Origin of the sequence: Pseudanabaena sp. Chao 1811, assembly GCF_027942295.1 — a bacterium.
Classification (GTDB): Bacteria; Cyanobacteriota; Cyanobacteriia; order Pseudanabaenales; family Pseudanabaenaceae; genus Pseudanabaena.
The window spans coordinates 1,715,966-1,730,378 of the sequence record NZ_CP101416.1; the positions used below are offsets into that span (position 1 = coordinate 1,715,966).

A 14,413-nucleotide genomic window follows, 5' to 3' on the forward strand; every position below is an offset into this window, starting at 1 on the left:
AGCGTGTTTATTGAGCGTGTGTGAGGAGTATGAGCCCCAATCGTAATTTCCACGATCCCATAAGGGTTGGTGTCATTGGTATCGGTAATATGGGGCAGCATCATGCAAGAGTCCTCAGCTTGCTCAAGGATGCAGAATTGATTGGTGTTTCCGATGTCAGTGTAGAGCGTGGGCGTGATACAGCAAACAAACACCGTGTACTTTATTTTGAAGACTACCGCGAACTCTTACCCCTCGTTGATGCAGTTTGTATCGCCGTTCCCACTCGCCTACATTACGATGTTGGCACAACTTGCCTGAAGGCTGGCGTACATGTGCTGATCGAAAAGCCGATCGCCGCCACCATCGAAGAAGCCGAAGCCTTAGTTAAAATTGCTGCCGACCATAACCGTATTCTCCAAGTTGGCCATATTGAAAGATTTAACCCCGCTTTCCAAGAACTCAGCAAAGTTTTAAAGCATGAGACGATTTTAGCGATCGAAGCCGATCGCATGAGTCCCTATTCCCAAAGGGCAAATGATGTCTCGGTCGTATTCGATTTGATGATCCACGATATTGATCTGATCCTTGAACTAGTACCATCAGCGATCGTGCGCGTCTCCGCTCATGGTAATCGCGTTTCCCCAGAATCCAGCTATCTCGACTATGTAACCGCTACCATCGGTTTTGAAAATGGCGTAATCGCTACGCTTACCGCCAGCAAAGTTACCCATCGCAAAAAGCGCAAAATCACGGCTCACTGTACCAACTCCCTCACCGAGTCCGATTTCCTCAATAACGAAATTTTGATTCACCGTCAAACTACAGCCAACTGGACAACCGATTACGGACAAGTCCTCTATCGTCAAGATGGCTTCATCGAAAAAGTCTATACCAGCAACATTGAGCCACTGCACGCCGAACTAGAGCATTTTGTTGCCTGTGTTCGTGATAAGGCACAACCCTCCGTCGGCGGTGATCAAGCTTTAAAAACCCTCCGTCTCGCTAGTCTGATCGAACAAACAGCGATCGATGGTCAAGTCTGGAGAAGTTGTGATTTGCAATTACGCGAGGTTGCCACCGCAGGAAATTATTCCTAAAAAGATTCATCAAAAGGAACTTACCAAAGCCAAGTTCCTTTTATATCTCTCACCCATTAGCATGATTCTCTAGAGATAGAAACCACTCAAAAGGGCAGAAATCCAGTCGGTGAATGGATTTCTGCCCTTTTGAGATTAAAGGGAACATGGGAACTATGCCAATTATCTCCAGTCAAAATAGGCATAGTTCAGCAGGAAATCAATCTCATGAAAGCTCTTACAAAAATCTATTTAGGTGTTGCGATCGCTACTTCAGTTCTTACCTCCTTTAGCGCAGTCGCCTCAGCCGAAGAAGTAAAATTACCAGGTAGCTATGTAGGTGCTGGCATATCTCTCCAAGGATTGGCTACTAACCCTTCTAACGTTGGCGCAAACTTAGCAGGTCGCTATAAGTTTGATGACGTACCACTTTCCGTTAGAAGTTCTGTTCTCTTTGGTAATGGCGGTACTTCCATTGTTCCTACTGTTTCCTATGACTTGCCAGTAGGCGATCGCACTAACGTTTATCTTGGTGCTGGTGCTTCCTTTAAAGTTGGTGGTAACAGCAGCATGACGGGTGATCAAACTGCCTTTGCAGTTCAACCTGGTGTCGAAGTTAGTCTCAACAAAAATATGTTGCTTTATAGCAATGCCGTAATTCCATTTAATGGACAAAGTAATGGTTCTGCAGGAACCTCTCTCCAAGCTGGCGTGGGTCTTCAATTCTAACTTCCCAAAAAAGGCGGCGCAATGCGCCGCCTTTTTTATGCTTCCCAAAAGCGACATCCCTGACAAGGGCCATTCGGATTGACCGCACAACGAAGTATTTCCGAACCTGCGTTATATCGACAACTTCCATCCCCAATTATCCAACGTCCATTCACCAAGCTTCTTTCTAAATTCTCTGGTGCTGGTTGTACATATACTAAGACCCTAAATAAGTTATATTTTCCTCTCCGAAACTGATATCGATGACGGCGCTCTAAGATCACATAGGTTTTACCTTCTAAATCAATATAGTTTCCTGGTTGAGGCATCCAATCAAGATATATTTTACCCAAAGTGCTTTCAGGATGAAGGGTGCACACCTCTGTAGGCACTGCTGATATTTCCATAGGGTTAAGTGTTTAATTGCGCTAAGACATTGTGCCATTAAGTTACAGCGTCATTATAATTTAAAACCTCACAATGAGAGACAGCGCAATAGACCACCAATGATTTATAAGAGAATGGCAGCGCAAAGCGCCACCATTCTCTTATTGGATTTTACATACTTGACGACAGCTAAGTAGATGAGCATATTAAAACCTAAAACCAGAGATTGTTCCGCCCGCGTAGCGGACGGAACAATCTTTTCGGTTTTCAGTTTATTTATGACTAGCTACTTATAAATAGTTGATAAATACAAGATTTCAAAAATCTATAAATAATTCCTGATTGTGATATGCGATGATTTACATAATTATCGCATTCACTCCGAGGTTATCCTATGCCCAAAGCGATCGCCGAAGCAGACACTTTTCTGAAAAAAAAGTTGCTTGGCTCAACGGATTTAGCCGATTCCGAGAAGATTTTTATCAAAAAGGGGCAGTCTTTTTTTGTGACTGAGTATAGCCCCGATCGCAATCAACATCTTCTGCTAACTCTTGCCTCTCCATTCCCTGCCTTAGATGGCAAAGCGCAACTGCAAAAGGTCTATGCCTACGATCCTCATATCAAAATTGAGGGAGAAGATCTTAATACCCTGATTAAACTACCAGTCAAATATTGTTCACAATTAGATAATGATCAGGCAATCTTTGGACCTGGTTGGCGACAGTGCAATACGACTAGCAATACGATGCTAGCCGATTTTGTGCTAAATGGAGCCTTGACAACTATGGCAAAAGCACAGGGATTTGCCGAACCCGAATCTGTCTATATGCGAATCGTGGGTAAGTACGGTGATACCACTGATCACGATGCTCAAACATGGGCATTGAAAGAACTCGGTATCAACTCTTACTTTAGCTATTCCCTCTCCGCAAAAGATGTCTTAATGTCTCTTAAGGCAAATATTCCTGTAGTTGTAGGATTTGCGTATAAAGGCAGTGGTCACATTTGCCTGATCGTGGGACATGACCCTAACAAAAAAGTTTGGCTTGTCCATGATCCTTACGGAACTCGTCATGGGGCTAGCGATAGCTATGATGTTGGGGTTGGTGGAGCTTATGATCCCTATACCTATACGGTAATGCAGCAAATTTTTTGGGATGGCGGCGGTGAAGCTGGCTGGGGAAGAGTCGTCACCAGTATTAAGGGCAAGCCAACGGGTTTACCTTCAGGACTATAATCCTCTCCATTACGGCTCAATAGAGTCATTGAGCCGTAACAAATTTTTAGAAAAACTAGCCAATCTGCTAGTTTTTCTAAAAATTTATTGGCATTTGAATCAATACAAAGTGCTATAAAACAAGATTAAAAAAGGTATTAAGGCAGCGTGAATATTTTAGAACCGAAGCAATTAGTTGACTCTCTGGGATCTATCGGTGGTCATTTAGCAATTTGGGCGATCGTCTTTGCAGAATCTGGTCTACTTATCGGTTTCTTTTTACCAGGGGACTCGCTTCTATTTGCCGCAGGTTTTTTGGCTTCTATAGGAAAGCTCAATATTTTTGCACTGATTATCGGATGCTTTTTTTGTGCAGTGCTGGGAGATAACGTGGGGTATGCTACAGGCAAACGCTTTGGGCATAAATTATTTTCTAGAGAAGATTCGATATTTTTCCATAAGAAGCATATTATCAAGGCACAAAACTTTTATGATAAGCATGGAAAAAAAACTATCATCCTAGCTCGCTTTTTGCCCGTTGTTCGCACTTTTGCCCCCATCGTCGCAGGCATTGGGAAAATGGACTATGAAACATTCTTTAAGTTTAATCTAGTTGGTGGCTTGATTTGGACTTCTGGTTTGTCTCTATTGGGTTATGGATTGGGAAATGTTATTCCTGATGTTGATAAATATTTGCTTCCTATTACGATCGCTATTGTTGTGATTTCGGTTGTTCCTTCGCTTTTACATTTACTTCCAGAACGCGAAAAATAATGAAGGTGATGCTTTGCATCATCTTCATTATTTTGTACGAAAGATAGCTCTAACGGGCAGATGATCAGAGACGTTAGAAAAATAGGTGCGATCGCTATCAAAGCCTAAATCTTTTTGCGGATCGAGAATTTGCACTGATTGAGGAATATATTCTTCTTCTGCACCCTTAGGAGCTTTGGAAACAGCAATATGGTCGATGACGCAACCAGTGCCACGATTGGAATAACGCGGACGACCATCAGGGGTTTTCGGTTGACCATGTTTTTTCAAACAGTTCTCTTGAGCATTGGTTTCCACCGATCTTGTTAAGAAGGTCAAGGGTGCATCACGTAAGCCTCGATTTTGTTCTGCCCATGTGGGACTATTGAAATCGCCGACCAGAATCAAGTCAGGATCGGATTGAGAATTCTTTTGATATTGATCAACCTCTTTCCGTAGGATATCGCTTTGATGTTGACGCAGGCGATCAGCCTCAGCACCGCCACTACCCTTTTGATGCACTACTACTAAGGTAAAATCAAACTTCTGTCCAGCTTTGATGTAGGTGACAAGGGGCGATCGCAAAGTCCCTGTGATATTTACCTGTTTCCATTCCGTCACTTTTTGAGCAGATACTTCATCTTGGCGATAGAAAAGAGCGACCCTTTGTTTATTGCCCGATTCTCCTAAGATAAAGTTCCATTTTTGAGATTTATTCAACTTCTCTTTGAGCTTCTCCGCAGCGACGGGACTGACCTCTTGTAAGCCGATGACATCAAAATTCCGCTCAATAATTTGGCTCACCGCATCAACCTTTGCTGAGTTCAATCCATCAAAATTTTCCAGATTAAAGGTTCCGAGGCGAATTTGGTCGGGGGTATTGGCAGTCGCGAAGGGATTGGAGCAACCCGCAGCGATCGCAAATACACCAAAAACAGCTAAACCCAGAATATGTAAGTATTTAACATTGTGAAAACGCGATCGCATCATAATATTCACATATTTCATGAAAACAAGATGTCAGCAAGGCTATAGCTTAGAATGAACCACTCAAAAAATCATCTAGAGTTACCGATCTTAATTTGATGTAAAAAATCTTCAAGTACATCGATTAACCAACTCACCTCCGTTGGTCGCAAATCGGATACTGCCAAAGTATAGGGAACTCCCGCTAGATAGAGAATCACATTAGACTTCATTGAGTTATCTTCACTGGGTTCACTCGCAGCCCAAGCGAGCCAATTGAAAAAGTTACTATTCTTTCTTTCAATCATTTTCCATTGTGGCTCTACCCTTTGAAATTCACGGGTGGGAAATTTCGCGTGCCAGTAAATTTTGCCAAGTAGCGATCGCCTTAACCAAGTTTCTTGCTCACCGATTTCTAAGATGATGGTTGTTAGGGAATTTACAGTGCCAATGAGCAATAGTAGTAAGATGAAAGCAACACCAATGTAGCTCCAATTTCCTATAGTCGCAATGAGTATCAGGATACTAGGAAAAAATGGCTGAAGAAAGAAACTAATTACAATAACTAATACCCAAATCGCAATTGCTGTCCAGATCTGACAAGGAATAATAATTCTCAGTTGGTTTGCCGATTGCTCAACTTGGATATTGGTATTGTCTGGTGGATAAACTCTACGCTTGGGGCGAACCGTGGCAGTTGGGGCAGATATATTCGAGTTAACTTGAGGTTTTACTAAGGGAGCCGATGGTTCTTTGAGAGCTTGTAAAGCCTCTCTCGCTGACCCATAGCGTTTTTTGACTGTAGGCTCTACTAATTTTTGAATCCATTGCACTAGATGAGAACTAGCACTGGTGCGATCGCGAAAAACTATCTTTGCATCATCATCCTGTGGTAAATCCGCAGGAGAAATCCCCGTCAATAGATGAATCATCGTTGCACCCAAAGCGTAGAGATCAGAGGCAGCTACGGCTCTACCTCCATATTGTTCCATCGGCGCATAGCCATAGGTTCCGACCACGGTAAAAGATTTGCCTTCAGCACTAGCTTTGTCCTGTACTGCTCCAAAATCCACCAGATAAATATTTCTAGATTCCCCTTCTTTACCAGCCAAAATCAAGTTACTAGGCTTAATATCACGATGGAGAACTTGAGGATTCAATTCATGCAGATAAATGAGAATTTCTAAAATGGCGATCGCCATTTGTTTGACCTGTACTTCTGTAAATTTATGTCCCTGAGCAATATATTCTCGCAAAGAATTTCCTTGAATATATTCCTGTACGAGTCCAAACCACAAAGAGCGATCGTCAATGGAAAAGTAATCGCGATATTTAGGAATCCTTGGATGATCTAACTGTTTAAGTACATTTGCCTCCCGTTCAAACAGTTTCAAATCTTCCCATTGCACATTCCCTCCAAAAGCTAATAGCTTGACCACCACCAGTTCATTCTCTTGCTGCAAATCCTTGGCAAGCCAAGTTTCTCGTCCTGCATTCTGACCTAGTTGACGTTCTAATTGATAGCGCTGATTAATGACTTCTTGAGGCTGAAGTGTAGTCATAGAATTTGCTCAAAGAATTGAGTAGTTATACCAAAACTAAAAATGGCTACGCCATTTTTAGTTTTAAAAATCCTTACTGGGCTTGTTTTTTAATTCGCGAAAGTGTTGTCATACTTTCGTGAATTGGTATTAAGCATAGATAAACTTAAAACTTAAACTGTGTGGTTGCACGCTATGTGGGCAGCCACACAATTTGGGTTGAGTTTACAACCATGCTGAGCTATTTATAATATAAACATAATGACAATGAGGAAGATCGAAAGTCATGACTTTCACAATCGATCCATCTATAGATCCTGTTGTACTACCCGATCACACCCAACTGCCAGAGTCAGATGGCACATTTGTGAAAAATTTCCAAGAGCATCCCCAAAGTATTCTCCTGACAGATTCAATAGAGCCTGTATTACAAAAAATCCATCCCGATGGACAATATGCGATCGGTCAGGATAGCGGCATTTATTGGCGCATGACTGAACCTCCCGAAAAAGGAGCAGAGGCTCCCGATTGGTTTTATGTACCAAATGTACCCCCATTATTAAATGGGATTCCGCGACGTTCCTATGTTCTCTGGCAAGAATTTATTGCTCCGTTAATCATTTTGGAATTTGTGTCTGGAACTGGTAAGGAAGAGAGGGATAAAACGCCTTGGAAAGGTAAATTCTTCATCTATGAACAGGTGATTCGTCCTGCTTTTTATGGCATTTACGAGGTTCAAACTGCTAGCGTTGAGCTATATCAATTTGTTGGCAATCAATTTAAACTTGTACCCGCTAATGAGCGCGGACATTACCCCATTGAACAACTGGGGGTTGAGATCGGGATTTGGCAAGGACAATATCAAAATATAGAACTACCTTGGCTCCGTTGGTGGGATGCTCAAGGCAATTTATTAATCACTGGCTCAGAACGTGCTGAGATTGAAAGCCAAAGAGCAACCAAGGAATATCAACGCGCTGAGCAAGAACACCAACGCGCTGAACAAGAACGCCAACGCGCTGATCGCTTACTTGCTCAACTCAAGGCGGCAGGAATTGAACCAGAGGCTTAAGTGCCTAGAGTGTCATATCTTATAAGTCGCTCGGCATAGTTATAAACGAAACCAATATTTCTGTACCGCCCGCTACGCGGGCGGTACAGAAATATTGGTTTTAAGTTTACTTATGCTTGACTACTTAAAACAAATTTGGCGATCGCTGCGGCTGCACCATCATCTTCCACACTAGGCGCAACCCAATCCGCGAGAGGCTTTAATCCTTCAGGACTATTACCCATCGCCACACCGATGCCTGCATATTCGATCATCTCTAAATCGTTGAAGTTATCACCGATCGCTAAAACCTGAGAGCGATCAAATCCCAAAATATTCTCTGCTAAATGTTTTACGGCAGTACCTTTATTAGCGATCGGATTGGTTGCCTCAAAGAATGTCGCCACCGACTTCGTGAGATAAAGTTGCTGCGGCGTATAGCGATCTTTCAATACTCTTAGCATTTCCGTTACTAGTTCGGCGGTATCACTCAGAGCCAGAATTTTTGTGGGGGGATGATCGGTACTAGCACTAGTCAAAAATTCGCGCAAATCACCAACTACCTTAACGCCAACCTTAGAACGTTCGGCATAGGCTTGGGTTTGGGCAGTCATTTTGCGAACATAGAGTTCATCATTGACATAGATATGAATCGAAAGCTGGTCATGGGTCGCAAATTCGCCCAGATCATCTAACAAAGAAAGAGCCTGCTCTAGTTCAACTGGCCAATGTCCTACTAATTCATCGGTTTGAGGATCTTTAATAAATGCACCTTGATAGGAGATCAATGGCATATCTGAGGCGATCGCTTCATGAAAGCGTAATGCTGAGCGATACATTCTCCCTGTGGCGATCGCGACCTTTACCCCCTTTGCCTGAGCTGCTTTGACTGCCTCTTTAACTGCATCATTGACCTGATTGGCATCACCGCTAATCGTGCCATCAATATCTACCACGACCAGTTTAATGTCTTGCGCCATGAGTTTTTGCTTGCCTTATATAAATATATGTAGGGAAAATACGGGTTTCCTACGAAATAGCTGGCAATAGTGTAGCGAAAATTGCCCCAGTCAGGCTGTAGTTAGTGATGCTTATAAAAAAGAAAGGTGACGCTTTGCGTCACCTTTCTTTACGCGAGTTTTGAGAGAGAGTTTGCGTAGCAAACCCTCTCTCAAAGCCCAAAAGTAAAAGCCTTGCTTAGCAAGGCTTTTACTTTTGGGCTTTTAAAATTTGCCAGCTTAACCCGAACTGACATTTTCTTAGGATGAGCGTCAATTATTTTTCAGGACAGGCTACCCCACCTGAGATATTACGACATTGCTCACGAATTTCAGATAACAGACTTGGGTTCAACTGCTTGGCTTTACTCAGAGCGAGTTCAAATTGTTTTTTCGCCTCAGGCACGTTATTCCCCATCCACAACACCTGCCCCTTCAGATAATATAGCTCTGGATTGTTAGGTGCAGAAACTAGTGCCTTATTTACGGCTTCTAAGGCAGGAGCCGCAATTCTTGCATCACGATAGGCTAGAGCAATACCACGCCATTTCAGATAGTCAGGAGCCGCATATTGCTTCAGGCTTGCTAATGCAGACTCAAGGTCAGACAAAGGTAGTACTGAGGCAATCAGCATATCGATATAGCCCTTAATCAAATTCAGCTCAGGATCGTTAGGGTCGATATCCTGTGCTTTTTTGATATTGTCAAATACACTCTGCACAAGGGGCAAAGCTCTAGGGGCGCTAGATACGCCTTCAGTTTTAACAATATATCCAGCTTCAATCAAGTCACTTGCAGCTAGATAAAGATAGGCACGGAGGTTATCTTTCCCCTGTAATGCCTCAGCATTGCGCCGAACTCGTTTGCCAGCTACTTGCATTCCTAGATAGTCTTCTTTGGCATAAAAAGTCGAAGCCCGCAACGCAAAGACGAGTGGCTCATCAGCTTCTGTACCTATGGCTTTGTCTATTTGCTTCACTGCCTCTACATAGTTGCCCTCTTTAAACATTAGTTCAAAGGCTTTTTGGGTTTCGCTACCGATCGCCCTAGCATTTGAGGTGCGAAACGGATCGGCGGCGAAGCTAGGCATTGCGGTGGCGACGCTGACTAATGCTGCCAATAGGGATGCAAATATTGGTGCAGATATTGGTTTCAAAGGACGCTTCATATAATTTCCCCGAAAATCTCAGGCTATAGGTAGTTAGCAAAGTTTAGATCGTATTCTTAGGCATTCTGTCAAAATTTATTCGGACTTAACCTAAACACTTAATCTAAATTTAGTCTGAATTTTTGATCTGCCTGCAATATAGTACTTTGATATATCGAAAGACGATTTTAATTTACAAAAAGTTTCTGACCTTCACCTGATGGTCTAGATCACAAGCTAGCGATCAGTTTTACATTTGCGATTCGACTACTTTTGCGTACCAATCCCATCGCAGAGATGTCTGTCGCTTTCGCTGACGTTAATGTTGTAGGTTAAATAAGCGCGTACTCTGTCGCAACTGCGCCCCATCAAAGCGTCTAAATCCCAACCTGTATTACGATTCCAGAGTTTGATAGTGGTATCACTGCTACCAGAAGCCAAAGTCTTGCCATCGGGACTAAAACTCACGTGCAAGACACTGCCGTCATGCCCCTTGAGGGTGCGAATTTCGGTTCCTGTCTCCAGATTCCAGAGTTTGATTGTCTTGTCTTTACTACTAGAAGCCAAAATCTTGCCATCAGGGCTAAAACTCACACTCCCGACAGACTTATCATGCCCCTTGAGGGTGCGAATTTCGGTTCCTGTTTCTAGATTCCAGAGTTTGATTGTCTTGTCAAAGCTACCAGAAGCCAAAGTCTTGCCATCAGGACTAAAACTCACGCTAATGACAAAGTTATCATGTCCCTTGAGGGTGCGAATTTCGGTTCCTGTCTCCAGATTCCAGAGTTTGATTGTATAGTCACCACTACCAGAAGCCAAAGTCTTGCCATCGGGGCTAAAATTCACGCTATAGACAGAGCTATCATGTCCTTTGAAGGTGCGAATTTCGGTTCCTGTCTCTAGATTCCAGAGTTTGATTGTATAGTCACCACTACCAGAAGCCAAAGTCTTGCCTTCGGGGCTAAAACTCACGCTATTGACAAAGTTATCATGTCCCTTGAGAGTGCGAATTTCGGTTCCTGTCTCTAGATTCCAGAGTTTGATTGTCGTGTCAACACTACCAGAAGCCAATGTCTTGCCATCGGGGCTAAAACTCACGCTAAAGACAGAGTTATCATGTCCCTTGAGAGTGCGAATTTCGTTTCCTGTCTCTAGATTCCAAAGTTTGATTTTATAGGCACTATTACCAGAAGCCAAAGTCTTGCCATCGGGACTAAAATTCACGCTATTGACAGAGTTCTCCTGCCTCTTGAGAGTGCGAATTTCGGTTCCTATCTCTAGATTCCAGAGTTTGATTGTCTTGTCCCAACTACCAGAAGCCAAAGTCTTGCCATCAGGACTAAAAATCACGCTAAAGACAGAGTTATCATGTCCCTTGAGGGTGCGAATTTCGGTTCCTGTCTCTAGATTCCAGAGTTTGATTGTCTTGTCACCACTACCAGAAACCAAAGTCTTGCCATCGGGTCTAAAACTCACGCTAAAGACAAAGTTATCATGTCCCTTGAGAGTGCGAATTTCGGTTCCTGTCTCTAGATTCCAGAGTTTGATTGTCTTGTCACCACTACCAGAAACCAAAGTCTTGCCATCGGGGCTAAAACTCACGCTAAAGACAAAGTTATCATGTCCTTTGAGGGTGCGAATTTCGTTTCCTGTCTCTAGATTCCAGAGTTTGATTGTCTTGTCACCACTACCAGAAACCAAAGTCTTGCCATCGGGGCTAAAACTCACGCTAAAGACAAAGTTATCATGTCCTTTGAGTGTGCGAATTTCGTTTCCTGTCTCTAGATTCCAGAGTTTGATTGTCTTATCTTCACTACCAGAAGCCAAAGTCTTGCCATCGGGGCTAAAACTCACTCTTGTGACAGAAATATCATGCCCATTGAAGGTACGAATTTCGGTTCCTGTCTCCAGATTCCAGAGTTTGATTGTCTTGTCATCACTACCAGAAGCCAAAGTCTTGCCATCGTGGCTGAAGCTCAAGCTATTGACAGCTTTCTCATGCCCCTTGAGGGTGCGAATTTCAGTTCCTGTCTCTAGATTCCAAAGTTTGATTGTCTTGTCACCACTACCAGAAGCCAAAGTCTTGCCATCGGGGCTAAAACTCACTCTTATGACAGAACTATCATGCCCTTCTATGCGGTTACGTTCGCCTCCCTCATTAAGAGCTTCTAGCAGAGCGTTTGTCACCTCTGGACGGCTTACCCGTTGGCTTTGTAGGATTTTCCCTGCCTTAATTGCTGTAACAAAAGCATCCAATTCCTTTCCCTTATCCAACAGAGACAAAGACGCAGATCCAAGAGCATCGGCAAGATTAAGTTCTGCCTCTCTATTTTTTTGCCAAGCCATCCACCCCAACCCCGCACTAATCAGCACCGCCACCAACGAACCCGCCGCAATTCGCCTCGCGGTTCTAATCTTTTCATTCTTCTGTCGTTCCACTTGCGTGACACTCGACTCAATAAACGCGATCGCTATCGCATCCAAATTAGGCAGAGATCCTTCCTTTTGGAGTTCCACAATTCGCGCCAACTTCGAGCCATTCCAGAGTTCGCTATTAGCTTTTTGCCGATCCTGCTGACCCAACTCATGCCACTGGTTCGCATCCGCATACAAGCGATTTCTGAGGACAATGATCTCCTCCTTTTCTCGAATTAAATCCTGTAACACCTTCCAAGAACGCAGCAATTCCTCATGGGCAACTTCCACCGTCGCTTTGCCATCTTCTCCCTTGCTCACCAAAAGCCGATGATCGATCAGTTGATCCAGCACATCCTTTTGGATCGCATCCACCTCAAAAATCGCCTTGTCAGCCCTTCTACTCACCGCCTCCTTGCCCGACAACTCGATTAACTCTAGAAAAATTTGCTCCGCGACTTTCCGTTCTTGTTCATTAAATTGACCATAAATCCTATTCGCCTGTTGCTGAAGTGCGCCCGTTACGCCCCCCAACTCCTGATAAGTCTCAGCATTTAAAACCCTGTCTTGCAGATCATCCTTATTCCACAATAAATTCAAGGTATATTGCAAAAGCGGCAAAGAACCAGCCTGTTGCTTAAAATCAGCAATAATTTGCTCGATTAATCCCTTTTCAAAAACAACGCCATTTCTAGCCGCAGGTTCCGCGATCGCCAATCTCAGATCGCGATCGTCCATATCTGTGAGCATCAAACTATAGCGATCGTGGAGTTTCCCTAAGTCTGGATAAGGACTTAATTTATCCAGAAAATCCGCCCGCATCGTCAAAATGACTTTAATAGAACTATCTGATTTCTCAATCAACTTAATCAGACTTTTAATAAACAAATCCCGCTCTGTCTTCGGTGTGCGCGTAAACAACTCCTCAAATTGATCGATAAAAATCAACCACTGAGCATCCTGCTTCAGAGATTGCTCCACTTGAATTAACGTATCCTCTTTAACTATTTGAGCCAGTTTCGCTTTCGATTTGTATGTAGGTTGAAGAGAGACATAAAAAGATTCAAAGGGACTAACATCAGGAACAAAAGAGAATAGCTTAAATAGACTCAAACTTGGTTGCTTTTTTAACGCAGGCACTAATCCCGCCTGAATCAGCGATGATTTCCCACTGCCAGATGCGCCCAAAAGCAAAAGCACATTCTTATGTTTTAAATGCTCTGTTAAATTTTCAATCCAGCGATCGCGCCCAAAAAATTTATCATGATCCTCTACACCAAACTTCTCCAAACCCAGATAAGGCGAAGCCTCAATCAGTTTGCTAGCCTGAATCTCAGCATCAGATTTTGTCTGAGAAATATAGGTGATATTGACCGTTCCTGTGTTTGTCCCAGCAACGCCAAAAACATCTTGAGCAGATACATCGGAATGGGGTTCAGTCACATAAACCTCTATTAAACTTAATTACTGATAATTGCCCCCTAGCCCCCAATTCTGGGGGAACAAGAAAAGAACTATCTTTCAAAGTCCCCCAGAATTGGGGGACTTAGGGGGAACAAGAAAATAAAATTCTTTCAAAGTCCCCCAGAATTGGGGGATTTAGGGGGCTTAGATATCTTCGCTTATTTCCCCTTATTCACATTCCCAACATTAACCGTTCCTGTGTTTGTACCAGCAACACCAAACACATCACCCGCAACCGTTACAGTTGTATTGTATTTGCCATCTTTAAACCCTTCAGGATCATTTTGTTTCAGTACATCCTCGGCGGCTCTCAGAATTTCTGCATCGCGATCGATCGCGGCCTCAGTTAATTTCTTCTTGAGTGGTACTTCATAGGTTTCAGGATCTTTTTCATGTTCCTCTAAAACCACTTTTGCCCCATTATTGTCAGCAAACCTACGCTTAATCAGCGCTTTTAAACCCTCATAAGCATCCTTAACGCCTTTTTCTGCTACATCCTTAGAAGCAGCAACCGCACCAGCAACTAACGCAGTAATAATGAGAGAAACTGGTTCCATCGTCTGACTCTCCAATGAATGACTAAACTTTATCTAAATTTTATATAGTTTACATAAAAAAAGCAAGCTCTCTCTTGTTTGACGCGCTGTCTTTTGACTGACTGAGCAAATACCATCATGATGAGTACAGACTAAAATTCAACTCGACTTTG

General features: G+C 43.1%; 12 protein-coding genes. 5 read left to right on the forward strand and 7 right to left on the reverse strand.

Translation table 11 applies throughout. The features are described 5' to 3' along the window. Positions 1-29: 29 nt before the first annotated feature. Together NMG48_RS08100 and NMG48_RS08105 are read left to right on the forward strand one after the other, a co-directional pair. Complete coding sequence (locus NMG48_RS08100) at positions 30-1,079, forward strand: Gfo/Idh/MocA family protein (protein ID WP_126383975.1); 1,050 nt, start codon at positions 30-32, stop codon at positions 1,077-1,079. A 207-nt stretch (positions 1,080-1,286) separates the two neighbouring features. Next, positions 1,287-1,787 carry an outer membrane beta-barrel protein gene (locus NMG48_RS08105; RefSeq protein ID WP_271254751.1) on the forward strand — a complete coding sequence of 167 codons (501 nt, stop codon included), beginning with the start codon at positions 1,287-1,289 and terminating at the stop codon, positions 1,785-1,787. Between the two features lie 35 nt (positions 1,788-1,822). Here NMG48_RS08105 and NMG48_RS08110 read toward each other — a convergent pair whose 3' ends face one another. Further along, the gene (locus tag NMG48_RS08110) at positions 1,823-2,173 is read right to left on the reverse strand and encodes a DUF6464 family protein (RefSeq protein ID WP_126383981.1); all 351 of its coding nucleotides are present in this window, start codon (positions 2,171-2,173) and stop codon (positions 1,823-1,825) included. 374 nt (positions 2,174-2,547) lie between these two features. Between NMG48_RS08110 and NMG48_RS08115 the strand changes: the two genes are divergently transcribed. Continuing rightward, positions 2,548-3,390: a C39 family peptidase gene (locus tag NMG48_RS08115; RefSeq protein ID WP_271254752.1), complete on the forward strand. Its 843-nt coding sequence runs from the start codon at positions 2,548-2,550 to the stop codon at positions 3,388-3,390. Between the two features lie 147 nt (positions 3,391-3,537). Next, positions 3,538-4,143, forward strand: coding sequence for a DedA family protein (locus NMG48_RS08120; RefSeq protein WP_271254753.1), 606 nt, complete (start codon positions 3,538-3,540; stop codon positions 4,141-4,143). Positions 4,144-4,170: 27 nt separating this feature from the next. On the opposite strand, the gene NMG48_RS08125 is transcribed toward NMG48_RS08120, so the two are convergent. After that, positions 4,171-5,130, reverse strand: coding sequence for an endonuclease/exonuclease/phosphatase family protein (locus NMG48_RS08125; RefSeq protein ID WP_271254754.1), 960 nt, complete (start codon positions 5,128-5,130; stop codon positions 4,171-4,173). Positions 5,131-5,180: 50 nt separating this feature from the next. Continuing rightward, complete coding sequence (locus NMG48_RS08130; RefSeq protein WP_271254755.1) at positions 5,181-6,650, reverse strand: serine/threonine protein kinase; 1,470 nt, start codon at positions 6,648-6,650, stop codon at positions 5,181-5,183. A 265-nt stretch (positions 6,651-6,915) separates the two neighbouring features. Here NMG48_RS08130 and NMG48_RS08135 point away from each other — a divergent pair, with 265 nt between their 5' ends. Further along, entirely contained in the window at positions 6,916-7,701 is a 786-nt protein-coding gene (locus tag NMG48_RS08135) for a Uma2 family endonuclease (protein ID WP_271254756.1), read from the forward strand. 110 nt (positions 7,702-7,811) lie between these two features. Here NMG48_RS08135 and NMG48_RS08140 read toward each other — a convergent pair whose 3' ends face one another. From NMG48_RS08140 to NMG48_RS08155, 4 genes are all read right to left on the reverse strand, one after another. Then, positions 7,812-8,660: a Cof-type HAD-IIB family hydrolase gene (locus tag NMG48_RS08140; protein ID WP_271254757.1), complete on the reverse strand. Its 849-nt coding sequence runs from the start codon at positions 8,658-8,660 to the stop codon at positions 7,812-7,814. A gap of 295 nt (positions 8,661-8,955) precedes the next feature. Then, complete coding sequence (locus NMG48_RS08145) at positions 8,956-9,846, reverse strand: Sll0314/Alr1548 family TPR repeat-containing protein (protein WP_271254758.1); 891 nt, start codon at positions 9,844-9,846, stop codon at positions 8,956-8,958. A gap of 246 nt (positions 9,847-10,092) precedes the next feature. Continuing rightward, positions 10,093-13,683, reverse strand: coding sequence for an nSTAND1 domain-containing NTPase (locus NMG48_RS08150; protein WP_271254759.1), 3,591 nt, complete (start codon positions 13,681-13,683; stop codon positions 10,093-10,095). A 179-nt stretch (positions 13,684-13,862) separates the two neighbouring features. Beyond that, positions 13,863-14,261 (reverse strand): hypothetical protein, encoded by a 399-nt coding sequence (locus NMG48_RS08155; protein WP_271254760.1) that lies wholly within the window; start codon positions 14,259-14,261, stop codon positions 13,863-13,865. Positions 14,262-14,413 lie beyond the last annotated feature (152 nt).